Source organism: Nocardia farcinica, assembly GCF_001182745.1.
GTDB lineage: Bacteria > Actinomycetota > Actinomycetes > Mycobacteriales > Mycobacteriaceae > Nocardia > Nocardia farcinica.
The window spans coordinates 314,610-337,858 of record NZ_LN868939.1; the positions used below are offsets into that span (position 1 = coordinate 314,610).

A 23,249-nucleotide genomic window follows, 5' to 3' on the forward strand; every position below is an offset into this window, starting at 1 on the left:
TGTTCAGCCTCGGCCGCGCGTGGTCACGGCACATCCGTCCACCGGCGACCCTCGAACTACGCGCCGCGACGGACGCCGACGGCCCGGCGCGCGCCTAGGCTGCGAAGGATGAGCACGGCGGCGATCACACGCATCGGCAGGGACTGGGGGCTCGCGCTGGTCGTCGCCGTCGCCCAGGTCGGCCTGAGCCGCCCGGCGAACCTGAACCAGACCGGCGTGCGCGCTCTCGACCTGCTCGGCTACCTGCTGCTCGTGGCCGGTCCGATCGCGCTGGTGTTCCGGCGACGCGCGCCGTTGCCGGTGCTCGCGGTGACGCTGGCCGCCTGCGCCGGCTACCTGCTCGGCGGCTACGGCTACGGGCCGGTGTTCCTCGCGCTGGTGGTCGCCTTCCTGACCGCCGCGACCCGCGGCTCCCGCTGGTGGACCTATCCGCTGCTGCCGATCGGCTATCTCGCGTTCGTGTGGCCGCTGCCCGTCCTGCTCGGCGAGACGGTGAACGGCTGGCAGCTGGTGGGGATCGGGGCGTGGCTGGCGGTGCTCGGCAGCATCGCCGAGGGAGTACGGCAGCGGCGCGCCGCCGTCGAGGCGCGGGCGCAACGCGCCGAAGCCGCCCGCCGGGACGCCGAGGCGCAGCGCGGGCGGCGGGCCAGCGAGGAGCGGCTGAGCATCGCCCGCGAACTGCACGATGTGCTCGCGCACAGCCTGTCGCTCATCAATGTGCAGTCCTCGGTGGCGTTGGCGCTGTTCGACGCCGAGCCCGAGCAGGCCCGCTCCGCGCTGGCGGCGATCAAGACCGCCAGCAAGGACTCCCTGGCCGAGGTACACACCCTGCTCGAGACCATCCGCGCGGGTGCACCGCTCGGCCCGCCCGAACCCGCGCCGGGCATCGGCGATCCCGACGCGCTGGTGCGGCCCGCCCGCGACGCCGGGCTCGCCGTGCGGGTCACGGTGCGGGGCGAGCCGCGGCCGTTGCCCAGCGTCATCGATGTGGCGGCGGCGCGGATCGTGCGCGAGGCGCTCACCAACGTGGTCCGGCACGCGCCGGGCGCCGCGGCGCAGGTGTGCGTCCGCTACGGCCCGGCGTCGGTGGAGATCACCGTCGACAACACCCGGCCGCTGCGGACGGCGGCCCGGTCCGGTGGCGGCAGTGGCATCGCGGGAATGCGGGAGCGGGCGCATGCGCTCGGTGGGACGGTGACGGCGGGCCCGCGGCCCGACGGCGGCTTCCGCGTCGCGGCCCTGCTACCCGTCGCGCCCCGCGAGACAGCCGCTGCCACCGGCGAATCCGCGCACCCGGAACGGGAGGGACGATGAGCATCCGAGTACTGGTCGCCGACGATCAGGCCCTGGTGCGCGGCGGCTTCGTCGCGCTGCTCGCGGCGCAGCAGGGCATCGAGGTGGTGGGCGAGGCCGACGACGGCGAGCAGGCCGTCCGGCTGACCCGCGAGTTGCGCCCGGACGTGGTGCTGATGGACATCCGCATGCCGGTGCTCGACGGGCTCGCCGCCACCAGGACCATCGCCGCCGACCCCGCGCTCACCGATGTGCGCGTCGTCGTCCTCACCACCTTCGAACTCGACGAATACGTCTTCGAGGCGATGCGCGCCGGTGCCACGGGCTTCCTGGTCAAACACACCGAACCGGCCGATCTGGTGCGCGCGGTCCGGGTGGTGGCCGCCGGTGACGCGCTGCTCTCCCCCGGCGTCACGCGCCGCCTCATCACCGAGTTCGCCGCCCACGCCAAACAACCCCCGCCCACCGCCCTCGCCGAACTCACCGACCGCGAACGCGAGGTGATGGCGCTGGTCGCCGAGGGCCTCACCAACGCCGAGATCGGCGCCCGCCTCTACCTGAGCCCGGCCACCGCCCGCACCCACGTCAGCCGCATCCTCACCAAACTCGGCGCCCGCGACCGCACCCAACTCGTCGTCCTCGCCTACGAATCCGGCCTCGTCCGCCCGGGCTGGAGTTAGCACGTTGGCGACGCAGCCCGAAGTTGCGTGCGCACACTCATATAAAATTGTGTATAATCACTGTGTGAGGGGGGAACCGACAAGAAAACCAGCTGTCAGGAAACCAGTTGTCTTCATCGGCCGCGCACTCGACGAGATCCGCGACTTTCCATCAGCGGCGCGGCAGGACGCTGGGCATCAGATCGATCTCGTCCAGTGCGGGGAGACCCCGCGAGGATCGAAGCCGATGCCTTCGGTCGGCAAGGGTGTTCGTGAGATTCGTATCGCCGAAGACGACGGCTGGTTCAGGGTCTTCTACGTCGCCGACCTCGGTGACGTCGTGTACATCCTGCATGGTTTCCAGAAGAAGTCGAACCAGACTCCGAGACGAGCTGTCGAGACCGGCATCAATCGGTACCGGCTGGCCGTCGCGGAGTCGCAGCAGAGGGTACAGCGATGAAGGAACACCAGGAACAGCAGGAATTCGCCTCGGTCTTCGATGCCCTCGCCGATACGCCGGCGGAGTCGGAGAACCTCAAGGTGCGGTCGCAGCTGATGCGGGCGATCCGTGATCGAATCGATGAATTCGGCTGGTCACAGCGGGTGGCCGCGACGAACCTCGGAGTGACGCAGCCGCGTATCTCCGACCTGAAGAACGGGAAGATGAGCCGCTTCTCGGTGGACACGCTCGTCAACCTGGCGGCCAAGGTCGGGCTGACGGTCGAGGTGCGGATCGTCGATACCCGCACCGTCGACGCTCCCGCCTGACCCTCCGCGAACGGCCACGAACGGCCGAGGCCCGCTCCCAGGGGGAGCGGGCCTCGGGGTTCGGGGCGATTACTCGCCGGCGGCGGCTTCGGAGGGGCCTTCGGCGGCGCCGGTGAGGACGACCTCGGGCTTCTCCTCGGTGGGGGCCTTGGTCAGCTTCGCCTTGCCGGTGAAGGTGAACTTGGCGTCCTCGCCGGAGCCTTCGCCGTCCCAGCCCTCGACATCGACCAGGATGGTCTGGCCGGGGCCGATCTCGCCGAAGAGGATCTTCTCCGACAGCTGGTCCTCGATCTCGCGCTGGATGGTGCGGCGCAGCGGCCGGGCACCGAGCACGGGGTCGAAGCCACGCTTGGCGAGCAGGTTCTTGGCGGTCGGGGTGAGCTCGATCGCCATGTCCTTGTTCTTCAGCTGCGTGGCGACGCGGCCGATCATCAGGTCCACCATCTCGACGATCTGCTCGTTGGTGAGCTGGTGGAAGACGATCACGTCGTCGATGCGGTTGAGGAACTCGGGCCGGAAGTGCTTCTTCAGCTCGTCGTTGACCTTGAGCTTCATCCGCTCGTAGTTCGAGCCCTCGTTGTTCGACTGCGAGAAGCCGAGGCCGACCGCCTTCGAGATGTCCTGCGTGCCGAGGTTCGAGGTGAAGATCAGCACCGTGTTCTTGAAGTCGACCGTGCGGCCCTGGCCGTCGGTGAGGCGGCCGTCCTCGAGGACCTGCAACAGGGTGTTGTAGATCTCCTGGTGGGCCTTCTCGATCTCGTCGAACAGCACGACCGAGAACGGCTTGCGGCGCACCTTCTCGGTGAGCTGGCCGCCCTCCTCGTAGCCGACGTAGCCCGGAGGGGCACCGAACAGCCGCGAGGCGGTGAAGCGGTCGTGGAACTCGCCCATGTCGATCTGGATGAGCGCGTCGTCGTCGCCGAACAGGAAGTTCGCCAGCGCCTTGGACAGCTCGGTCTTACCGACACCGGACGGGCCGGCGAAGATGAACGAGCCGGACGGACGCTTCGGATCCTTCAGGCCGGCGCGGGTGCGGCGGATGGCCTTGGACACGGCCTTGACCGCATCCTCCTGGCCGATGATCCGCTTGTGCAGCTCGTCCTCCATGCGGAGCAGACGGGTGGTCTCCTCCTCGGTGAGCTTGAACACCGGGATACCGGTCCAGTTGGCCAGCACCTCGGCGATCTGCTCGTCGTCGACCTCGGCCACGACGTCCAGGTCACCGGAGCGCCACTGCTTCTCCCGCTCGGCGCGCTTGGCGACGAGCTGCTTCTCCTTGTCGCGCAGGCGCGCGGCCTTCTCGAAGTCCTGCGCGTCGATCGCGGACTCCTTCTCCCGGCGCGCGTCGGCGATCTTGTCGTCGAACTCGCGCAGGTCCGGCGGCGCGGTCATCCGGCGGATGCGCATGCGCGCGCCCGCCTCGTCGATCAGGTCGATCGCCTTGTCCGGCAGGAACCGGTCGTTGATGTACCGGTCGGCCAGGGTGGCGGCGGCGACCAGCGCGCCGTCGGTGATGGACACCCGGTGGTGCGCCTCGTAGCGGTCGCGCAGGCCCTTGAGGATGTTGATGGTGTGCTCGACGGTCGGCTCGCCCACCTGCACCGGCTGGAAGCGGCGCTCCAGGGCGGCGTCCTTCTCGATGTACTTGCGGTACTCGTCGAGGGTGGTGGCGCCGATGGTCTGCAGCTCGCCGCGGGCCAGCTTCGGCTTGAGGATGGAGGCGGCGTCGATCGCGCCCTCGGCGGCACCGGCACCGACCAGCGTGTGCAGCTCGTCGATGAACAGGATGATGTCGCCGCGGGTGTTGATCTCCTTGAGCACCTTCTTCAGGCGCTCTTCGAAATCACCGCGGTAGCGGCTGCCCGCGACCAGCGAACCGAGGTCGAGGGTGTAGAGCTGCTTGTCCTTGAGGGTCTCGGGCACCTCGCCGTTGACGATGGCCTGCGCCAGGCCCTCGACGACGGCGGTCTTGCCGACGCCGGGCTCGCCGATCAGCACCGGGTTGTTCTTGGTGCGGCGGCTGAGCACCTGCATGACCCGCTCGATCTCCTTCGAGCGGCCGATCACCGGGTCGAGCTTGCCCTCGAGCGCGGCCTGGGTGAGGTTGCGGCCGAACTGGTCGAGCACCAGCGAGGTGGACGGGGTGCCCGTCTCGCCACGCGCGCCCGACTCCACCGGCTCCTTGCCCTGGTAGCCCGACAGCAGCTGGATGACCTGCTGACGAACCCGGTTCAGGTCGGCGCCGAGCTTGACCAGCACCTGGGCCGCCACGCCCTCGCCCTCGCGGATGAGGCCGAGCAGGATGTGCTCGGTGCCGATGTAGTTGTGGCCGAGCTGCAGCGCCTCGCGCAGGCTCAGCTCCAGCACCTTCTTGGCGCGCGGGGTGAAGGGGATGTGCCCGGACGGGGCCTGCTGGCCCTGACCGATGATCTCCTCGACCTGGCTGCGCACACCCTCGAGCGAAATGCCGAGGGACTCCAGCGACTTGGCCGCGACACCTTCACCCTCATGGATCAGGCCAAGCAGGATGTGCTCGGTGCCGATGTAGTTGTGGTTGAGCATCCGGGCCTCTTCTTGGGCCAGGACAACGACGCGCCTCGCGCGGTCGGTGAACCTCTCGAACATCGCTCCCTCACTCTCCTGCTCAGACCTTCAGTGGCATCCGACGCTTCAGTGCTGTCGCCAACCTGTCGGTCGTCAGCCTGCCATGAAGCCCGGGGGTTGTGGTCCCCGCCATCCACTCTAGTTGGCGGGGGTTCCGGCCGCCTGCGGTCCACCCTATTGGGGACCGGCGACAACACGGTCATTCACTCATAACGTGGCCGTTCCGGGATTCGTTTCCGCTCTCGTTTTGCCTAGAGCGAACAGCCACCCGGCCGAGCCCGCGACCGCCCGTCGCGCCCGTGACCCGGGCGCCGGCGACGGGTACCTGCCCGCCTACAACCCCGGCCGGCGGGGGTTTGTTCCCGCCGGCCGGGATCGTGCCAGTCGTACCCGGGTGATCCCGGCGCGAAACGAGCGGGCTCACACCCCCGCGGACACCGCGCCGGCCGTATGGGTCACCGGCGCCGCCTCGGCGCGCGCGGCACCGGCGCTGACCAGCGCACCGCACAGCACCAGGAAGGCCAGCGTGTGCAGGACCGCGCGCCCGATGTTGTAGCGCACCCAGGCCGCCTCGAAACCCGCCCGCACCGCCGCCGGATCGACGATCACCGCCGGGTCGCCCGCGGCGGCCAGCCGCTCGTTGAGCGGGACGTTCAACCCGGCGGTCACCGCGAACGCGGCGATGTCGAGCACCAGCGCGACCAGGATCCACACCAGGGTCGTGCGCTGCGCGCCGCCCAGGTGCAGCGCCGCCGCCAGCACCGTGCACGCGACCGTGCCCACGAAGGGGGCCAGGAACCACGGATTGAGGATCGCGACGTTGACCTTCTGCATCACCTCGACGATCGTGCGATCGTCGGTGCCCGCCAGCGCGGGCATCACCGAGATCGCGTAGGCGTAGAAGACGCCCGCGATCAGACCTGTCGTCAGCACCGCCGCCACCAGCGCGGCGATTCTCAGCGCGACCATGCCGTTTCTCCTGCCTCGACGATCCCGGAACCTCGGCGTCCGGGGATGCCTCGAGTCAACCGGGAGCGGCGGCGGGCCGACATCGCCGAGACGCTCGCGTGCCTACGCGATCGTCCAGCCGGCCGGAGCGGGTCAGCGCCCGGAAGCGGCAGCGCAGCGTCACCACGAAGGGCGCCCCGCTACGGCATGATCGGCAGTGCTCACAGGTCGCGGTCGGAGATGATGCCGCTCTGCATCGCCAGCGCGGCCAGCCGCACCCGCTTCTGGTTCTGCGGCAGGTTCTCCACCCCGAACTTGGCGAACAGGGCGCGCAGATGTGTCTTGATGGCGTCGACGCTGAGGAACAATTCGTCGGCGATCTGCTGGTTGGAGGCGGGCGTCGCGAAACCCGCCCCGTTCTTGTACGGCCTGCACAGCGCGACGAGGACCGCGCGCTGGGTCTCGGTGAGCGAACGCAGGGTCGGGATCGAGCCGGTCGCCACCCGGGTGATGTCCTCGGCGGGCGTGCCGAACTCGTGGAAGGAGACCAGCGAGCTGCCCACCCGGATCCGGTCGCCCGGTTGCAGCCGGTGCCTGCCGACGAGCCGTTCGCCGTTGACGAAGGTGCCGTTGCGGGACAGCCCGTCGTCGACGATGGTCCAGTGCGCGCCCAGGTACTCGACCGCGGCGTGCAGGCGCGAGACCTCGGCGTCCCAGCTCAGGGAGAGGTCGGCCTGCGGGGAGCGGCCGATGGTGATGCGCTGGCGCTCCGGTGTCAGCTCGAACTCCTGCTGACGACCCGCGTCATCGGTGTACCGCAACAATGATCCGACGAATCCAGTCACCGCGCCGATACCTCATCTCTCCAATACCGCCGGTGACGACCATCGCACAGATCCGGCCGTGTCGCCCACCCCGGCCGGACGCCGGGAGCGTCCGATCATCGGCGATATATACCGAAGTCCTATCACAAAGATGCTGCCGCCCGGGCGTCGCACGATTCGCCCGGGCGGCAGTCGAAAATCGGAACTAGCCCTTAGCGGCCTTGTTGTACGCCTCGGTGATGTCGGCGGAGATGCGGCCCCGGGCGGAGACCTTGTGGCCATTACGGCGAGCCCACTCGCGAATTGCGGCGCTTTGTTCGCGATCGATCGAAACCCGGCTCTTCGGGGTGGCGGAGGCGCCGGTGGTGGCGGCCTTCGCGCGACGACGTCCACTCACCCGGCGAGCATTGGAAACCCACTGCTCCAGCCCGTCACGCAGCTTCGCTGCATTCGCCGCCGACAGGTCGATCTCGTACGACACACCGTCGATCGCAAACTCGATGGTCTCGTCCGCGATGGACTCACCGTCGACATCGTCGATCAGGCTAACGGTGACCTTCTTTGCCATGAGATGAACGTCCTCTCGAAATCGTGCGACCCGCGACTAGGCCGATTACCCGAGGTAAGAATACCGTGAAGTCGAAAAATTCCAAGACGAGACCGGAACAGCCCGCGGCCGGTCAGCGAGCGACCGGACGCACAATTGGGAACAGTATCGTTTCCCGGATTCCCAAACCGGTGAGCGCCATCAACAAGCGATCGATTCCCATACCGGTTCCGGTGGTCGGCGGCATGCCGTGCTCCATCGCGGCGAGGAAGTCCTCGTCCAGGACCATTGCCTCGTCGTCACCCTGGGCCGCGAGTCTGGCCTGATCGACGAACCGCTCGCGCTGGATCACCGGGTCGACCAGTTCGGAATAACCGGTGGCCAGCTCGAAGCCGCGCACATACAGATCCCACTTCTCGGTCACGCCGGGCTTGCTGCGATGTTGCCGGGTGAGCGGAGAGGTCTCCACCGGGAAGTCGCGAACGAAAGTCGGGGCATACAGCTTGTCGCCGTACTGGTGTTCCCAGAGTTCTTCGACCAGTTTGCCGTGGCCGTACCCCTTCTCCTCCGGAATTTCCAGCCCGACACGCGCTGCGATGGCACGCAATTCCTCGACCGTGGTTTCCGGAGTCACCGGCTCGCCGAGGGCGTCCGACAGCGACGGATACATCTCCACGGTCGCCCACTCGCCGCGAAGATCGTATTCGGTGCCGTCGGCCAGGGTCACCACCTGGGTGCCCAAAGCCTCCTGTGCCACCTCCTGGATCAATTCCCGGATCATCGTGGCGGAGTCGTCGTAGGTGCCGTACGCCTCATAGGTTTCCAGCATCGCGAACTCCGGCGAATGGGTGGAGTCGGCACCCTCGTTGCGGAAGTTCCGGTTGATCTCGAAGACCTTCTCCAGTCCGCCCACCACACAGCGCTTCAGGAACAACTCCGGCGCGATGCGCAGGTAGAGGTCCATGTCGAGGGCGTTGGAATGGGTGACGAACGGGCGCGCGGCCGCACCACCGTGCAGCGTCTGCAGCATCGGCGTCTCGACCTCGAGGAATCCGCGGCGCTCCAGCGCGTTGCGCAGGGCACGCACGACGGCCACCCGGGTCCTGGCCATCTGCCTGGCCTCCGGGCGCACGATGAGGTCCACGTAGCGCTGACGGACCCGGGACTCCTCGTTCATCTCCTTGTGCGCCACCGGCAACGGCCGCAGCGATTTCGCCGCCATCGACCAGGAATCGGCCATAACGCTCAATTCGCCGGTGCGCGAAGCGATCACCTCGCCGTGCACGAACACGAAGTCGCCCAGGTCGACATCGGCTTTCCAGGCGGCCAGCGCGTCCGCGCCGACCCCGTTGAGGCTGATCATCGCCTGCAGCTTGGTGCCGTCACCCTCCTGCAGGGTGGCAAAGCACAGTTTGCCGGTGTTGCGCAGGAAGATGACGCGGCCCGCGACGCCGACCTGCTGACCGGTCTGCGTGTCCGGCGCCAGGTCCGGGTGGGCGGCGCGGATCTCGGCCAGGCTGTGCGTGCGCGGCACGACCACCGGGTAGGCCTCGGTCCCCGCCTCGAGCAACCGCTCGCGCTTCTCCCGGCGAATCCGCATCTGCTCCGGGACGTCGTCGACGTCCTGGGCTGGTCGGCTGGATTGCCCCGCAGGAGCCGAACCCGCGGAGCGACCGGACGAAGGCGTGTTCGGGGTGCTCACATCCGGTAACCCTAGCGAGGAGGAATTACAGGGCGGCGAGCGAGGCCACTTCCCGGGCGAAGTGCGGGGTCCGGCTGGCGACGGTGAGCAGTCCGGCGGCCTTCAGCGCCTGGTAACCCCCGACCAGATCGGTGGCCCGGTGCAGGCCGAGCTGCTGCAGCGAGGCCGCGGCCAGGCTGGAGGTGTAGCCCTCCGAGCAGACCACGATCCACTCCACATCGTGATCGGTGGCCAGTGCCAGCCGCGCGGAACTGCTCGGATCGAGCCGCCATTCGAGCACATTGCGCTCGATCACCAGGGCGCCGGGCAACGTGCCCTCCCGGTCGCGCTGGGCCTGCGGACGGATGTCGACCAGCAGGGCGCCGCGGGCGAGGGCCTCGGGCAGTTCCCAGGCGTAGATCCGGCGCAGGCCGGCACGGGCCAGCTCGAGCATCCGGTCGATGGTCAGATGGCTCATCAGATGTCACCTTCGGGCTCGTCGGTGAGAACGGTGCGGGTGCGGCGCAGCGTGCCCTGACCGGTGATCTCGTAGTACGACATGGCGGTCAACGGGGGTGAATAGGCGTGCACGCTGAGGGTGGGTTCGGCGGTGACCGGCTCGATCGCGGCGGGGGCGCGCATCACCTCGTGCACCCAGCCGATCGGGAACGCGGCCTGATCGCCCGCCGACAGCGTGCGGGCGCGCAATTCCGTTCCGGTCCACCGTAATTCGGAGAGGGCGCCGCTGAGCACGGTCAGCGCGCCGAGCGATCCGGCGTGGTCGTGCAGTTCGGTGGTCTTGGCCGGGGTCCAGCTGATCAGCCAGACGTCGACCTCGTCGTCGGCACGCAACCGGGTGGCCCACCGCTCTTCGGTCGGCCACGCGCCGCCCGCGGGCAGCAGATGGTCGTAGCGGCCGTCGAGTACGTCCTCGGCGCCTTCGTCGGTCAGGCGCAGCAGGTCGGCCGGGCGCAACCGGGTCGGCAACGCGGGCGCGACCGCACGCTCGAGACGCGCGTCGTCGGGGGTGAGCACCGGCGTACGGCGAGCGGCACGCGGAGCGGTGGTGGTCGCCGGAATACCGGCAAGGGAGAGAACAGAGGAACGCATGAGCGAAACTCCAGGAGTTGTGAACGGTCGAGGGACTCGAAGTCAGCCTCGAACGGTCGAGGCCGGATCAGCCTCGACAACACTCCTGGGTGCGCACGCGGGAATACACGGCAGCGAGTGTAGCAGTGCCCGGCGGTGGGACGACAGCGCCCGGCGTGGTGACGCGCATCCCACCACCACCGGTCAGGTGCGGCGGCGCTGCTGGTTGCGTTCGTAGACGCGCAGCAGGCCGGTCAGCGTGAGATGCGGTTCGTGCTGGTCGATCGTCTCGGATTCGGGCACGATCAGCGGTGCGCTGATGCCGGTGGCCACCACGGTGACGTCGTCGCCCGCGAAGGCGTCGAATTCGTCGCGGATGCGATCGATCAGCCCGTCCACCAGGCCCGCGAAGCCGAACACCGCACCGGACTGGATCGCCTCGACGGTGTTCTTGCCCACCACCGAACGCGGGCGGGCCAACTCCACCCGGCGCAGGCCCGCCTTCTCGATCAGCGCCTCACCGGAGATCGCCACGCCGGGGGCGATCACACCGCCGAGGAACTCGCCCTTCGCCGAGACCAGGTCGACGGTGGTGGCGGTGCCGAAGTCGACCACGATCGCCGGACCGCCGAACCGCTGATGCGCCGCAAGCGCGTTGACGATGCGGTCGGCGCCGATCTCCTTGGGATTGTCGACCAGCAACGGAATGCCCGTCCGCACACCGGGTTCCACCACCACGTGCGGCACGTGCGACCAGTACCGCTCCAGCATGGTGCGCAGCTCACGCAGCACCGGCGGCACCGTCGACAGCGCCGCGACCCCGATCACCTGCTCGAGCGGCCCGCCGATCAGGCCGCGCAACTGCATGGCCAGCTCGTCGGCCGTGAGCAGCGGATTGGTGTGGATCCGCCAGTGCCGCTCGAGACGCGCGTGGGTTCCGCTGCCCGCGAACAGGCCCAGCTCGATGCTGGTGTTGCGGACGTCGATGGTCAGCAGCATCGCTGTCCCGCTCGACCCGGGCGCGCCATCAGGCGAAGGTGAGCGAACGCGGCGAGGTCAGCCCCGAACCCTCCGGCGCATGCGCCGGGTCGGAGCCGAGTTCGACCGGGCGGTTGCGCTCGTCGACGAAGACGACCTTCGGGTCGTACTCGGCGATCTCCTGCTCGTTCATCATCCCGTAGGCGATCAGGATCACCAGGTCGCCGGGGTGCACCAGGTGGGCGGCGGCGCCGTTGATACCGATCACGCCCGAGCCGCGCTCACCGGCGATCACGTAGGTCTCCAGCCGGGCGCCGTTGTCGATGTCGACGATGCAGACCTGCTCGCCCTCGAGCAGATCGGCGGCGTCGAGCAGATCCTGGTCCACGGTGACCGAGCCGACGTAGTGCAGATCGGCGTGGGTCACGGTGGCCCGGTGGATCTTGGACTTCATCATGGTGCGCAACATCGTCGTCGTCGCCTTTCTAGCGCGCGGGAGGAAGGAGGGCGGGGTCGGTGCCCGCGGGTTCCGGCTGGGAGTCGAGGTTCGGGTGTCCGTCGATGGGGGCGCCGAGGGTGACGGCGATGTTGTCGATCAACCGGGTGGTGCCGACCGTGGCGGCCACCAGCAACCGGGCGTTGCCCGAGGCGGGCGCCGGGCCCAGCGTCGAGGAGCGCAGCTCCAGGTAGTCGAGGTCGAGCCCGGGGGTCGCGTCGAGAACGGCCCGGGCCGCGGCGAGCACGCCCTCGGCGCCGAGCCCGCCCGCGTGCGCGCCCGCGGACAGCGCCGCGGACAGGGCCAGCGCCGTTTCCCGTTGTGCCGCATCGAGATACCGGTTGCGCGAGCTGAGCGCGAGACCGTCGGATTCGCGCACGGTCGGCACGGCCACGATGCGGACGTCGAAGTTCAGGTCGCGCACCATCTGGCGGATGAGGGTGAGCTGCTGGTAGTCCTTCTCGCCGAAGAACGCCTGGTGTGGGCGGGCGATCTGCAACAGCTTGGCGACCACGGTGAGCATGCCCGCGAAGTGCGTCGGCCTGCTCGCGCCCTCGAGCTCGGCGCCGAGCGGGCCGGGGTGCACGGTGGTGCGTGGGCCGTCCGGGTACATCTGCTCGGCGTTCGGGGCGAACACCAGCTCCACGCCCTCGGCCCGCAACAGCTCCACGTCGGCGTCCAGCGTGCGCGGGTATTTGTCCAGGTCCTCGCCCGCGCCGAACTGCAGCGGGTTGACGAAGATCGAGACGATCACGACCTGGTTGGTCCGCTTGGCCTGCCGCACGATCTCCAGGTGGCCCTGGTGCAATGCGCCCATGGTGGGCACCAGCGCGACGGTGCGGCCGACACCGCGCAGTGCCTTGGCCACCGACCCGAGCACGGCCGGGTCGTGGTGCACGGTGAGCTGGCCGGGCCGGTAGGCGCCGCGCAGCGTGGGGTCGATCATCGGCGTCCCTCCAGCAGGTCGATCAGGGCGGGGTTGGTGTCGGCGCGCTGGGCGGTGCGCAGCGACAGCGCGCGGTAGCCCTCGGCCACCCGCGGGTCGGCGGCGGCCAACGCGGCCAGGTGCGCGGCGACGGCGTCGGCGTCGCCCCTGGCCACCGGGCCGGTCAGGGCGGACTGGCCGCGGCGCAAAGCGTTGTCGAGCGCGGCCGAGGCGAGCGGGGCGAGCAGGCGTTCGGCCAGGCCGCCCGGCTGATCGTCCACGGTCTGCTGACCGAGCAGGCCGGGACCGGCCAGCGCCTCGCGCAGCGCCTGCACCGCGTCCAGCACCAGGGTGACCAGATGGTTGCTGCCGTGCGCCAGCGCCGCGTGATAGAGCGTGCGGTTCTCCTCGGCGACCCGCACCGGCTCGCCGCCCATCTCGATCACCAGCGACTGCGCGATGGCATAGCCGACGTCGTCGGCGGCGGTGATGCCGAAGCAGGCATTGCCGAGCCTGCTGAGGTCCTCGTCGTGACCGGTGAACGTCATGGCCGGATGGATGGCCAGCGGCAGCGCGCCGCGCTCGGCCAGCGGAGCGAGCACGCCGACGCCGTTGGCGCCGGACGTATGGGCGACGATCGTGCCGGGACGCACCACCGTCGCGGTGGCCAGCCCGCGCACCAGGCCGGGCAGTTCGGCGTCGGGCACGGCCAGCAGCAGCAGTTCGCTGCGGGCCGCGACCTGCTCGACCGGAAGGATCTCCGAATCGGGCAGCCGGGTACGGGCGCGATGCTTGGACGCATCGGAGATGGCGGCGACGCCGAACACCACGTGTCCGGCGCGTTCCAGCGCGGCGCCCAGGGCCGAACCGACGCGTCCCGCCGAGACGATTCCCACCGTCAGGCGTGCGGGCGCAGGGTCGAATCCCGAAGCCGCGCTGTCGGAAGTCGGGCGTGCCGAGGTCAACGTCGTCCTCTCGATGTCGTTCCAGTCCCGCCTTGCGGGTACCGGACGTTACGGGTCGAGGATATCGGCCCGCCGTTCGCCGAGGCTACGGGGCCGGGACGTGATTTGCGGCTCACCTGCCGCGACGGCGCCGGTCAGGGACGTTGCTGCTGCTCGGAAGCCAGATTCGCCATGATCTCGGCGACCGAGAGCCGGCGCTGGCCGTCCCCGGAACCCCCACCCTCCTCGCGACGCCGACGGCGCGACGAGGTGCCGATGGTGGGCGTCGTGGGACGCGGCGACGGCGTTTCGGCCGCCGGGGTGCGCGACGGTTGCTGCTCGTCGGGGACAGGTGCGTCCGGCGAACCGGGGGGTGCACCCGCGGCAGCAGGCACGGTGGACGGGTGCGCGCCGGCGGTCGGCGAGTCGGCGGCGGTGCCGGAGCCGGCGACCGGGGCGCTCGGACCGGCGGCGGACGGGTCTGCACCGGCAGCGGTCGCACCGACGGCGGTGCTCGAACCCACCGCGGCGCTCGGTTCGGTAGCGCCCGAAGCAGCGGCCACGCCGGAACCGGCGGCTCCGCTAGAAGCGGCGGGCACACCGGGATCAGCGGGCACGTCGGTACCAGTCGCCCTGCCTGGACCGGTCGCCACACCGGAACCAGCGGCCGTGCCGGAACCGGTGGCACCCGAACCCGCGGCGACGCCCGGACCGGTGGGCGCGGCGCCGGAACCGGGCGCGGCGGGATTCGCACCGGAGACGGTGGCTGATCCAGCGGCGGACGACGTCTTCCCCGAGGTGCCCGTACGCGCGGCGGCAGTGCTGGACCCGGCGGCGGCAGTGCTGGACCCGGCGGCGGGATTCGATCCGGCGGCGGCGGAAGCATTCGCCCCAGTGGCGGCCTTGCTCCCACCCGCCGGGGTGGGGTCCGAACCGGCGGCGGACGAACGACCGGACGAGGCCGGCGACCCGCCGGCAGGCCGTGTCGCGGCACCGGCAGCGGCGTCATCGTCGGAGGAAGCGGGATCGTCCGCCGCGTAGGCGTCGGCCCAGGTGCCGACCTCGCGGTCGCGGACGGTCTCGAAGGGGTGGGGCCAGGTCGGCGGGCGCAGCCGGGCGGGCGCGTCCGGAGGGGCCGGTTCGTCGTCGGCGGGCACGACGGAGGTCTCGGCCGTCACCGGGTCGTCGTCGGGGCTGGCGAAGGCGGGCGGGGCCGGGTGCTCGGGAACGAATACCGGCGTCAGCGGATTGCGCGCCGCCTGCCCGGTACCGGCATTCGCCGAGCTACCGTTCGCCGGCGCCGCGGCGGTGCCGGGCAGCTCCGGTACGCGCATGGCCTCGGCGCGCAGCGCGGGGCGATCCATCGGCAAGTCGCCGTCGAAGAGGCGCTGCAGGCTCTGGCGCAGCACGCTCAGTTCGGCGCGCAGCGCGGCCAGTTCGGCGGCGTCGGCGCCGACCTCCTCGCGGACCCTGGCCTCCACTCCCAGCTCGTACTCGCGGCGCGCGGTGATCTCCCGCTCGAGCTGCAACTCGTAGACCGTCTGCAGATCGCGCACCTTCGCCTTGTCCACCGCCGCGTCCTTGCGGTACTTGGTGGCGGCCATCGCGCCGATGGCGGCGGCCCACAGGGCGGCGACCATGCCGACCCGGATCATGTGCACGCTGTTGCTGAAGATCAGGAACACACTGGCAACCAGGCCGAGCAGGATCAGCGTGCCGATGAAGAATCTTCCCGCGTGGTCCCGTCGCGGACGGGAAGTGCTGCTACGGGAGGGTGAAGCCATGCACGCCAGGGTAGCCTGCCCGGGGACCCACGCCCATCGTCAGCGGACGTGATTACCGTCGGAATTGTTTGCTATGTGGTTGCCGTCTCATCGGTGGGGTCGTCGGGGGCACGACAGCAATACTCGAGCCACAACGCCGCGGCGACCAGGGCGACACCCGCGGAGAGACCGACGATCGCGCCCGGCGCATCGGCCGCCGCCGCCGTCAACGTGCCGCGCTGCGGGAACACCCAGCACAGGAAGCCCAGCCAGATCCCGGCCGCGATCGAGCCGACCTGCACCGACGCCTTCGCCAGGGCGACCGCGCGGGCGGCGGTGATCGGATGCAACTTGCGCCCGGTGCCCACCTCCTCGTTGCGCACCCTGGCCCGGATCACGAAGGCGAGCACCACCTCGAGGGCGGCCACCGGATACAGCGACGCGCCCGCGAAGACCGAGATGGGCGGCAGGCTGCCGTAGGCGAAGCGGGTGGCCGCCCAGGCCAGCAGCGCCGCGATCAGGACGTTGGCCACCAGGTCCAGCGCCTTGGTCGGCTTCAGTTTCACGAGGGCAACCCTTCCCCCGGAACCGCCGAGGCGCGCAGGGACAGATCGGTGCGCCGCACGCCGTCGCGTTCGGCCGGGTCGAGCGCGGCCAGCCAGTCGCGCACCGGGCGCTCGACGTCGCCGACGGCCAGCCGCGCGTGCGGCTCGGCCTCCAGCCAGGGGATCAGCACGAACGCCCGCTCGTGCGCGCGCGGGTGCGGCACCGTCAGCTCCGGATCGGCGCTGACCACCGGGCCGTCGGTGTCCGCGCACCAGATCACGTCGACATCGAGCGTGCGCGCACCCCACCGCACCGCCCGCGTCCGGTGGGCGGCCCGCTCCAGCCGCTGCCCGAGCGCGAGCCAGTCGCGGCAGCCGCGATCCGGATCGTCGACGACCAGGATCGCGTTGAGGAAATCGTCCTGCTCGACACCGCCCCACGGTGCCGTCGTGTAGACCGAGGACACCGCGACCAGCCGGTCGGCGACGGCGTCCACCACGCTGCGCAGGTACCCGAGCCGATCGCCCAGATTCGAACCGATCGACAACACCGCCCTGCTCACCGCGGCTCCCTGGTGCGGGTGGTGACGACCCGGACGTCGGCGAAGGTGTGCGGGATCGGGGCGGCGGGCTTGTGCACCACGACCTCCGCGCGCTGGATGCGCGGGTCGGCCATCACGTCGTCGGCGATCTCGGAGACGACCGTCTCGATCAGGTTGCGCGGCGGGCCCGCGACGATGCGCACGGCCCGCTCGGCCAGCGCACCGTAGTCGACGGTGGCGGCCAGGTCGTCGGAGGCGGCCGCGACGGTGAAATCCACCCACACGGTCAGGTCCACCACGAACTCCTGGCCGTCGCGGCGCTCGTGCTCGAACACGCCGTGCCTGCCGAACACACGCAGACCGCGCAGTTCGATGCGGTCGAGTTCCGCGCGCGAGTGGTCGGCCGGCTCGCCCGAACGCGCGGCCGGTGCGGTCTGCTCGGTCATCCCACGGCTCCTCGGACCTTCGGCGGCTGCGCCCGCTGCCAGGCATCGACGACGGCGATCGCATCCAGTGAGGACCGCACGTCGTGCACCCGCACACCCCACGCGCCGTACAGCGCGGCGAGCGCGGAGACCGTGGCGGTGGCGACCTCGCGCCCGTCGGGCGGGCGGGGTCCGTTCGCGTCGGCGAGCAGGGCGCCGAGGAAACGCTTGCGGGAGGCGCCGATCAAGACCGGCAGCCCCGCCTCGACGAATTCCGGCAGCGCGGCCAGCAGCGCCCAGTTGTGCGCGGCGTTCTTGGCGAAGCCGAGGCCGGGATCGAGGATCAGCCTGCCCGGATCCACGCCGGAACGCACCGCCAGCTCGACCTGCGCGTCGAGTTCGGTGCGCACCTCGGCGACGACGTCCTCGTAGTGGTCGGCGGGCCCGGTGTGCCGGTAGTCGGCGGCGGCCCGCCAGTGCATCAGGATCCACGGCACGTCGGCCTCGGCCACGACCTTCACCATGTCGGCGTCGGCGCGGCCGCCGGAAACGTCGTTGATCACCGAGACACCCGCCGCGAGCGCGGCCTCGGCGACCGCGGCGCGCATGGTGTCGACGCTGGTGGGCACCCCCGCGGCGACCAGGCCCTGGATCACCGGGGTCACCCGCGCGGCCTCGGTCGCCGGATCGACCCGGACCGCGCCGGGCCGGGTCGACTCCCCGCCGACGTCGATGATGTCCGCGCCCGCCTCGTACAGCTCGACGCCGTGCGCGATGGCACGGTCCGGGTCGAGGTAGCGGCCGCCGTCGGAGAAGGAGTCGCTGGTCACGTTCACCACGCCCATCACGACACAGCGGCGCCCGCCGCGCGCGGTGACATTCGTGGCGGACACCGCGGCCTCCCTCACTTACGCAGGATCAGATCGAGCGCCTCGGCACGCGAGGCGGCGTTGGTCTGCAGCAGGCCGCGCACGGCGGAGGTGGTGGTGCTGGCGCCGGGCTTGCGGATGCCGCGCATGGCCATGCACAGGTGCTCGGCCTCGACCACCACGATCGCGCCGCGCGGCTCCAGCTTGCGCATCACCGCGTCGGCGATCTGACTGGTCAGCCGTTCCTGCACCTGCGGGCGCTTGGCGTACAGGTCGACCAGCCTGGCCAGCTTGGACAGCCCGGTGACCCGGCCCGCCGGGCCGGGGATGTAGCCCACGTGCGCGACGCCGTGGAAGGACACCAGGTGGTGCTCACAGGTCGAGTACATCGGGATGTCGCGGACCAGCACCAGCTCCTGATGACCTTCGTCGAAGGTGGTGTCGAGCACGCGATCCGGTTCGACGTACAGCCCCGCGAACATCTCGCGATAGGCGCGCGCCACCCGGGCCGGGGTGTCGATCAGCCCGGGCCGGTCGGGGTCCTCGCCGACGGCGATCAGCAGTTCGCGAATCGCCGCCTCCGCGCGCGGCTGGTCGAACGGACGGCCCGTGGCCAGGGCGTGCAGCGGCGGCTCGGCGACCGCGGGCTGCGCGTCGTCGTCGAAGGCGGCCCGGTCCAGCCCGTTCGGGACCTGGTCCACCGCATTATGGTTGGCCGACAATCGAGGACACCTCCAAATCCGCGCCGGCAATCGTTCGGCACCGGCGAGGGTCGAGCCTAATCGTCGCCGGATCAGTTCCGGCCGTTCGGTCCGTCCCAGTCGCGGTTGTCGTCGTCCTCGCCGCGCGATCCGGGATGCGCCGGGTCCTCGCCCCGGCCGCTGTGCTGCGGGTCGCCCCACGGCTGGAAACCGCCGGGCTGCGGCTGTTCGGCGGGCCTGCCCCAGCCGCCGTATCCGGGCTGCGCACCCGGCTGCTGCGGCGCTTCGTCGCGCGGCGGCCAGCCGGGGGCCGACCAGCCCGCGGGGGCGCCGTAGTCGGGGCGCGACCCGTGCGTGCCGCCCTGGCGCGGGTAGGCCTGGGTCGGCGCGTGCGGCGAGGGGTAACCGCCGCCCTGCTGATGCGGGTAGGCGTACTGCGGTTGCGCCTGGTAACCCTGCTGCGGGTACCCGTTGGCGGGCACCGGCTCGCGCTGCTGCTGGGCCGCCACCGGCACCGCGGGTTCGGCCGGCTGCTCCGGCGGCCACGGCTCACCGCGCTCGGCGGCCAGCTCGCCCGGGGTCTTCACCGGCGGCTTGTCCGAGGGGATGCGCTCACCGAAATCGTTGAACGCGGTGATGCGCGGGCGCTTGGTGACCGAGGCGAGGATCTGCTCGAGATCCTTGCGGTGCAGCGTCTCGCGCTCGAGCAGTGCGGTGGCGAGGTCGTCGAGCACGTCGCGGTACTCGTTGAGGATGGCCCACGCCTCGGTGTGCGCGGCCTCGATGAGGTTGCGCACCTCCTCGTCGATCTCGCGGGCGACCTCGTGCGAGTAGTCCGAGGCCATGCCCATCGACCGGCCAAGGAACGGGTCACCCTGCTCCTGGCCGTAGCGGACCGCGCCAAGCCGGGCACTCATGCCGTACTCGGTGACCATCGCGCGGGCGATCTTGGTGGCCTGGTCGATGTCGGAGGACGCGCCGGTGGTCGGCTCGTGGAACACCAGCTCCTCGGCCGCGCGGCCGCCCATCGCCATCACCAGGCGGGCGATCATCTCCGAGCGGGTCATCAGGCCCTTGTCGTCCTCGGGCACCGTCATGGCGTGGCCGCCGGTGCGGCCGCGGGCCAGGATGGTGACCTTGTAGACCGGCTCGATGTCGGGCATCGCCCAGGCGGCCAGGGTGTGACCGCCCTCGTGGTAAGCGGTGATCTTCTTCTCGTGCTCGCTGATGATGCGGCTCTTGCGGCGCGGACCGCCGATCACGCGATCGACCGACTCCTCGAGCGCCTCGCCGGTGATGACCGCGCCGTTCTCGCGGGCGGTGAGCAGCGCGGCCTCGTTGATGACGTTGGCCAGGTCCGCACCCGACATGCCGACGGTGCGCTTGGCCAGCCCGTCCAGATCGGCGTCCGGGGAGATCGGCTTGCCCTGCGAGTGCACCCGCAGGATGGCGCGACGGCCGGCCAGGTCGGGATTGCCGACCGGGATCTGGCGGTCGAAGCGACCGGGGCGCAGCAGTGCGGGGTCGAGGATGTCGGGACGGTTGGTCGCGGCGATCAGGATGATGCCGGTGCGGTCGCCGAAGCCGTCCATCTCGACGAGCAGCTGGTTGAGGGTCTGCTCGCGCTCGTCGTGGCCGCCGCCCAGGCCGGCGCCGCGCTGGCGGCCGACCGCGTCGATCTCGTCGACGAAGATGATGCAGGGGCTGTTCTGCTTGGCCTGCTCGAACAGGTCGCGCACCCGGGAGGCGCCGACACCGACGAACATCTCGACGAAGTCGGAACCGGAGATGGTGAAGAACGGCACACCCGCCTCGCCCGCGACCGCGCGCGCCAGCAGGGTCTTGCCGGTGCCGGGCGGGCCGTAGAGCAGCACGCCCTTGGGGATCTTCGCGCCGAGCGCCTGGTAGCGCACCGGATTCTGCAGGAAGTCCTTGATCTCGTAGAGCTCCTCGACCGCCTCGTCGGCGCCCGCGACGTCGGCGAAGGTGGTCTTGGGCATGTCCTTGGACAGCTGCTTGGCCTTGGACTTGCCGAAGCCCATCATGCCGCCGCGGCCACCGCCCTGCATCCGGGCCATGACGAAGAGGAACAGGCCGAGCAGGATCACCATCGGCAGCACGAACAGCAGGATCTGCGCGAGCCAGCTGTCCTGCTTGACCACCGTGTTGTACGGCGCGCCGGAGCTCTGCACGGCGTCGAAGATCTTGGCCGAGGTCTCGCTGCCGCCGGGGTACTTGGCGATGATGCGGTCCGCGCCCTTGGTGGCGTCGTTGCCGTTCTTCAGATCGATCCGCAGCTGCTGCTCGCGATCATCGATCTGGACGTTCTCGATGTTGCCCTTGTCCTGGAGCTGGGCCAGCGCCACCGACGTGTCGACGCTCTGCCAGCCGCGCGTGTCGTCTCCGAAGTAGCTGAACGCATAGATCACCAGCAGGATGCCGGAGACTATGGCCAGGGTGCGAAACACTGTCTTGCGGTTCATAGAGCGTAGGCCGGGCGGCCAGTCCTTTCCGGTTTCTCCGGGTTCTGCCTAGCGAAACGTCGGGCACATCGTGGGGCATTCCGCTCCCGGCCCCGTCCGCGTGCGGGGGATTCGGATGCGGACAAGCCACGTTACCGCGTACGGTCTACTCGATACATCGCGCAGTTCGGCAGTTGGTGCAGTTCGACAGGTAAACGGCCGGGGAACGGCGGTGGTTCCCGATTCCGCGCGCCGGTTTACCCCGAGTGGTCACAATCATGGCATGTACGGCCTATCGTGAGCGACGACACAAGACGAAGCGCAGGGGGTATGGACATAGTCGAGCTACGGACACCCACCGCGATCGTCCGGCACGGCGGCGGCCGACTGGTCGTGCTGCGCCCGGGCGGAGAAGGCGACGAGGGCGAGCGCGTTCTGGATGTTCCGATCGGTGACCTGCTCAAGGTCCGGCTGAGCAGACGCGCCGACGACGCCGTCGTCATCGAGATCTACCTGCGGTATCCGACCCCGGTGCTCACCGGGGTGCCCGCCGACCGCACGCCGCTGCCGGTCCTCATCGCCGAGCACGACGTGCCCGCGGCCAGCCGCATCGTCGAACGCATCAACGACCAGATCCTCACCGCGCAGCGCGTCGACATCGCCGCGCCCGACCTCGATCCCCCGGCCCCGGTGTGGACCGCCGACGGCCCGACCCGCGGCGACGTGGACCGGGCGGTGTCGCGGATGACCAGGCACGAGGAGGCCGCCGACGCCGTCGCCGCCCTGCACCACTACGTGCTGGGCGACGAGTACGTGCTCGAGACCGCCGTCGCCACCGCCCGCCCGCCCGCGGGGACCGGCACCGGCCTGCTGGCCGCCACCACCGGCCGGGTGCTGTTCGTCGCGCTCGGCCCGGACGAGAGTTACGCCTACGAACTGCCGGTGACCGCGGTGCTGTGGGCGCATTGGAGCGAGACCGCCCCCACCGCGCCGGGCGAGATCGGCGCCGACCGCGGCCGCAGCTGCGTGGAGGTGCACGACGGCAACCGGACGCTGTGCTTCACCGGCGTCGATCGCGCCGACATGGAGCGGGTGGCGTTCGCGGTGAACTTCGCGGTGCGGCGCGAGGCGGTCGACGGCGCCACCGGTCCCGCCGACCCCGGGGTCGCGCAGCTGTACGCGGAATGGGAACTGCTGGTCGAGCGGCATTCCCTGGGCATGGTCGACGACGTGCAGTTCCAGCGCTACGGCCGCGGCATCCTGCGCTCGCTGCCGGACGCGGGCTGACTCAGTCGGCGGCCTTCTTCGGCCCGTTGAGTTCGATCCGCCGCCACGGGCTGGTCGGCCTGGTCCAGAGCCGGAGCAGCTCCATCCGCCGGTCGACGCCGCCGTTCTTGAGTTCGGCCAGGTCCTCGCAGGCTTGCCAGTAGGTCCAGCCGGTGAGGTAGGCGTCGCCGAACTGCCGCCAGTTGCGGTACTTGCGCTGGGCCAGCGGCAGCGCCCGCATCAGGTAGCCCCAGGCCACGTCGGCCTCGATGTAGCCTGCGGTGAACGACATCCGCGCCACCGCGACCACGCGGGCCAGATCCCAGGCGTGGATGTCGCTGGGCAGCGGGCGGGCCAGGTGCTCGGTGAAGCCGATCTTGATGGCCTGGGACCAGATGTCGTAGTCGCGTACCAGCGACTCCGGGTTGTCCATGCCGCGGAACGAGGCGACCTGGCGCAGGAACGCGCGGTGCCGGTCGGCCCGCTCGCCGAAGCGGTCGCGCTCGCTGGCGTTGATCGAGGCGGTCACCAGCGGGTGCACCAGCGCGTAGAGCGGGGCGTGCATGCCGTCGAGCAGCTGTTCCATCGAGGCCTGTGCCTCGGTGCCGTCGGTGATCCCCCACGCCCCGGTGAGGGTGTCGATCGCCAGCTCGCGGCGATCGCCGAGCGGGTGTTCGCGTTCGGGGCCGAGCAGCAGCGCGTCGTGGAAGGCGTCCCAGCGGGTGGAGTAGAAGCCGCCGAGCGCGAGCGCGCGCAGTTCGTCGTCGGAGATCGCGGCGCCGGACCAGTGGTCGGGCTCCCGCTTGTCGAGCTCTTCGTACGGGAAGGTCGTCAATGTGGGTATACCGCGGGCAGGCATGTCACCGATTGTTCCCCATGGACCTTTCCGGGGCCGGTGTTATCGCCCAGCGGGGGCGTGT

General features: G+C 70.4%; 24 protein-coding genes. 5 read left to right on the forward strand and 19 right to left on the reverse strand.

The window, feature by feature from the left end; genetic code table 11:
- The first annotated feature begins 108 nt into the window (after positions 1 to 108).
- The 4 genes from AMO33_RS18600 (at position 109) to AMO33_RS18615 (ending at position 2,720) form a co-directional block, all read left to right on the forward strand.
- A complete protein-coding gene (locus AMO33_RS18600) occupies positions 109 to 1,314 on the forward strand; it encodes a sensor histidine kinase (RefSeq protein ID WP_060593737.1) in 1,206 nt (401 codons plus the stop codon).
- Positions 1,311 to 1,973: a response regulator transcription factor gene (locus tag AMO33_RS18605; protein ID WP_060593738.1), complete on the forward strand. Its 663-nt coding sequence runs from the start codon at positions 1,311 to 1,313 to the stop codon at positions 1,971 to 1,973. Before AMO33_RS18600 ends, AMO33_RS18605 begins: the two co-directional genes overlap by 4 nt.
- A gap of 64 nt (positions 1,974 to 2,037) precedes the next feature.
- A complete protein-coding gene (locus AMO33_RS18610; protein ID WP_076573953.1) occupies positions 2,038 to 2,412 on the forward strand; it encodes a type II toxin-antitoxin system RelE/ParE family toxin in 375 nt (124 codons plus the stop codon).
- Positions 2,409 to 2,720, forward strand: a complete 312-nt coding sequence (locus AMO33_RS18615) for a helix-turn-helix domain-containing protein (RefSeq protein ID WP_011206945.1) — start codon at positions 2,409 to 2,411, stop codon at positions 2,718 to 2,720. The genes AMO33_RS18610 and AMO33_RS18615 overlap by 4 nt, the downstream gene beginning before the upstream one ends.
- Positions 2,721 to 2,789: 69 nt before the next feature.
- On the opposite strand, the gene AMO33_RS18620 is transcribed toward AMO33_RS18615, so the two are convergent.
- From AMO33_RS18620 to ftsH, 18 genes are all read right to left on the reverse strand, one after another.
- Positions 2,790 to 5,345 (reverse strand): ATP-dependent Clp protease ATP-binding subunit, encoded by a 2,556-nt coding sequence (locus AMO33_RS18620; RefSeq protein ID WP_011206944.1) that lies wholly within the window; start codon positions 5,343 to 5,345, stop codon positions 2,790 to 2,792.
- A gap of 399 nt (positions 5,346 to 5,744) precedes the next feature.
- On the reverse strand, positions 5,745 to 6,293 hold the full coding sequence (locus AMO33_RS18625; RefSeq protein WP_060593739.1) for an anthrone oxygenase family protein: 549 nt from the start codon (positions 6,291 to 6,293) through the stop codon (positions 5,745 to 5,747).
- Between the two features lie 200 nt (positions 6,294 to 6,493).
- Positions 6,494 to 7,093, reverse strand: coding sequence for an FHA domain-containing protein (locus AMO33_RS18630; protein ID WP_220275695.1), 600 nt, complete (start codon positions 7,091 to 7,093; stop codon positions 6,494 to 6,496).
- Positions 7,094 to 7,301: 208 nt separating this feature from the next.
- Entirely contained in the window at positions 7,302 to 7,664 is a 363-nt protein-coding gene (locus AMO33_RS18635) for a histone-like nucleoid-structuring protein Lsr2 (RefSeq protein WP_011206941.1), read from the reverse strand.
- Positions 7,665 to 7,776: 112 nt separating this feature from the next.
- Positions 7,777 to 9,243, reverse strand: coding sequence for a lysine--tRNA ligase (gene lysS, locus AMO33_RS18640; protein ID WP_060593740.1), 1,467 nt, complete (start codon positions 9,241 to 9,243; stop codon positions 7,777 to 7,779).
- A gap of 127 nt (positions 9,244 to 9,370) precedes the next feature.
- The gene (locus AMO33_RS18645; protein WP_041560599.1) at positions 9,371 to 9,793 is read right to left on the reverse strand and encodes a rhodanese-like domain-containing protein; all 423 of its coding nucleotides are present in this window, start codon (positions 9,791 to 9,793) and stop codon (positions 9,371 to 9,373) included.
- A gap of 8 nt (positions 9,794 to 9,801) precedes the next feature.
- Positions 9,802 to 10,434 (reverse strand): cysteine dioxygenase, encoded by a 633-nt coding sequence (locus tag AMO33_RS18650; RefSeq protein ID WP_081433136.1) that lies wholly within the window; start codon positions 10,432 to 10,434, stop codon positions 9,802 to 9,804.
- A gap of 183 nt (positions 10,435 to 10,617) precedes the next feature.
- A complete protein-coding gene (locus tag AMO33_RS18655; protein WP_060593741.1) occupies positions 10,618 to 11,412 on the reverse strand; it encodes a type III pantothenate kinase in 795 nt (264 codons plus the stop codon).
- 28 nt (positions 11,413 to 11,440) lie between these two features.
- Positions 11,441 to 11,860 (reverse strand): aspartate 1-decarboxylase, encoded by a 420-nt coding sequence (panD, locus tag AMO33_RS18660; protein ID WP_011206936.1) that lies wholly within the window; start codon positions 11,858 to 11,860, stop codon positions 11,441 to 11,443.
- Positions 11,861 to 11,876: 16 nt separating this feature from the next.
- The gene (panC, locus tag AMO33_RS18665) at positions 11,877 to 12,833 is read right to left on the reverse strand and encodes a pantoate--beta-alanine ligase (protein ID WP_060593742.1); all 957 of its coding nucleotides are present in this window, start codon (positions 12,831 to 12,833) and stop codon (positions 11,877 to 11,879) included.
- Positions 12,830 to 13,777, reverse strand: a complete 948-nt coding sequence (locus AMO33_RS18670; RefSeq protein ID WP_050767935.1) for a Rossmann-like and DUF2520 domain-containing protein — start codon at positions 13,775 to 13,777, stop codon at positions 12,830 to 12,832. The genes panC and AMO33_RS18670 overlap by 4 nt, the downstream gene beginning before the upstream one ends.
- 134 nt (positions 13,778 to 13,911) lie before the next feature.
- Positions 13,912 to 15,540, reverse strand: coding sequence for a DUF6779 domain-containing protein (locus AMO33_RS32200; protein ID WP_174520489.1), 1,629 nt, complete (start codon positions 15,538 to 15,540; stop codon positions 13,912 to 13,914).
- Between the two features lie 71 nt (positions 15,541 to 15,611).
- Positions 15,612 to 16,079: a DUF3180 domain-containing protein gene (locus AMO33_RS18680; protein ID WP_041560597.1), complete on the reverse strand. Its 468-nt coding sequence runs from the start codon at positions 16,077 to 16,079 to the stop codon at positions 15,612 to 15,614.
- A 2-nt stretch (positions 16,080 to 16,081) separates the two neighbouring features.
- Entirely contained in the window at positions 16,082 to 16,627 is a 546-nt protein-coding gene (gene folK, locus AMO33_RS18685) for a 2-amino-4-hydroxy-6-hydroxymethyldihydropteridine diphosphokinase (RefSeq protein ID WP_060593744.1), read from the reverse strand.
- Complete coding sequence (folB, locus tag AMO33_RS18690; protein WP_011206930.1) at positions 16,624 to 17,052, reverse strand: dihydroneopterin aldolase; 429 nt, start codon at positions 17,050 to 17,052, stop codon at positions 16,624 to 16,626. The genes folK and folB overlap by 4 nt, the downstream gene beginning before the upstream one ends.
- Positions 17,049 to 17,876 (reverse strand): dihydropteroate synthase, encoded by an 828-nt coding sequence (gene folP / locus AMO33_RS18695; protein WP_050768204.1) that lies wholly within the window; start codon positions 17,874 to 17,876, stop codon positions 17,049 to 17,051. The genes folB and folP overlap by 4 nt, the downstream gene beginning before the upstream one ends.
- A gap of 59 nt (positions 17,877 to 17,935) precedes the next feature.
- Positions 17,936 to 18,580 (reverse strand): GTP cyclohydrolase I FolE, encoded by a 645-nt coding sequence (folE, locus tag AMO33_RS18700; protein WP_041560594.1) that lies wholly within the window; start codon positions 18,578 to 18,580, stop codon positions 17,936 to 17,938.
- 113 nt (positions 18,581 to 18,693) lie between these two features.
- On the reverse strand, positions 18,694 to 21,084 hold the full coding sequence (ftsH, locus tag AMO33_RS18705) for an ATP-dependent zinc metalloprotease FtsH (protein ID WP_011206927.1): 2,391 nt from the start codon (positions 21,082 to 21,084) through the stop codon (positions 18,694 to 18,696).
- A gap of 309 nt (positions 21,085 to 21,393) precedes the next feature.
- Here ftsH and AMO33_RS18710 point away from each other — a divergent pair, with 309 nt between their 5' ends.
- Positions 21,394 to 22,350, forward strand: coding sequence for a hypothetical protein (locus AMO33_RS18710; RefSeq protein WP_050767933.1), 957 nt, complete (start codon positions 21,394 to 21,396; stop codon positions 22,348 to 22,350).
- Between the two features lies 1 nt (position 22,351).
- Here AMO33_RS18710 and AMO33_RS18715 read toward each other — a convergent pair whose 3' ends face one another.
- Positions 22,352 to 23,188 carry a DUF1266 domain-containing protein gene (locus AMO33_RS18715; RefSeq protein ID WP_060593745.1) on the reverse strand — a complete coding sequence of 279 codons (837 nt, stop codon included), beginning with the start codon at positions 23,186 to 23,188 and terminating at the stop codon, positions 22,352 to 22,354.
- Positions 23,189 to 23,249: the final 61 nt, after the last annotated feature.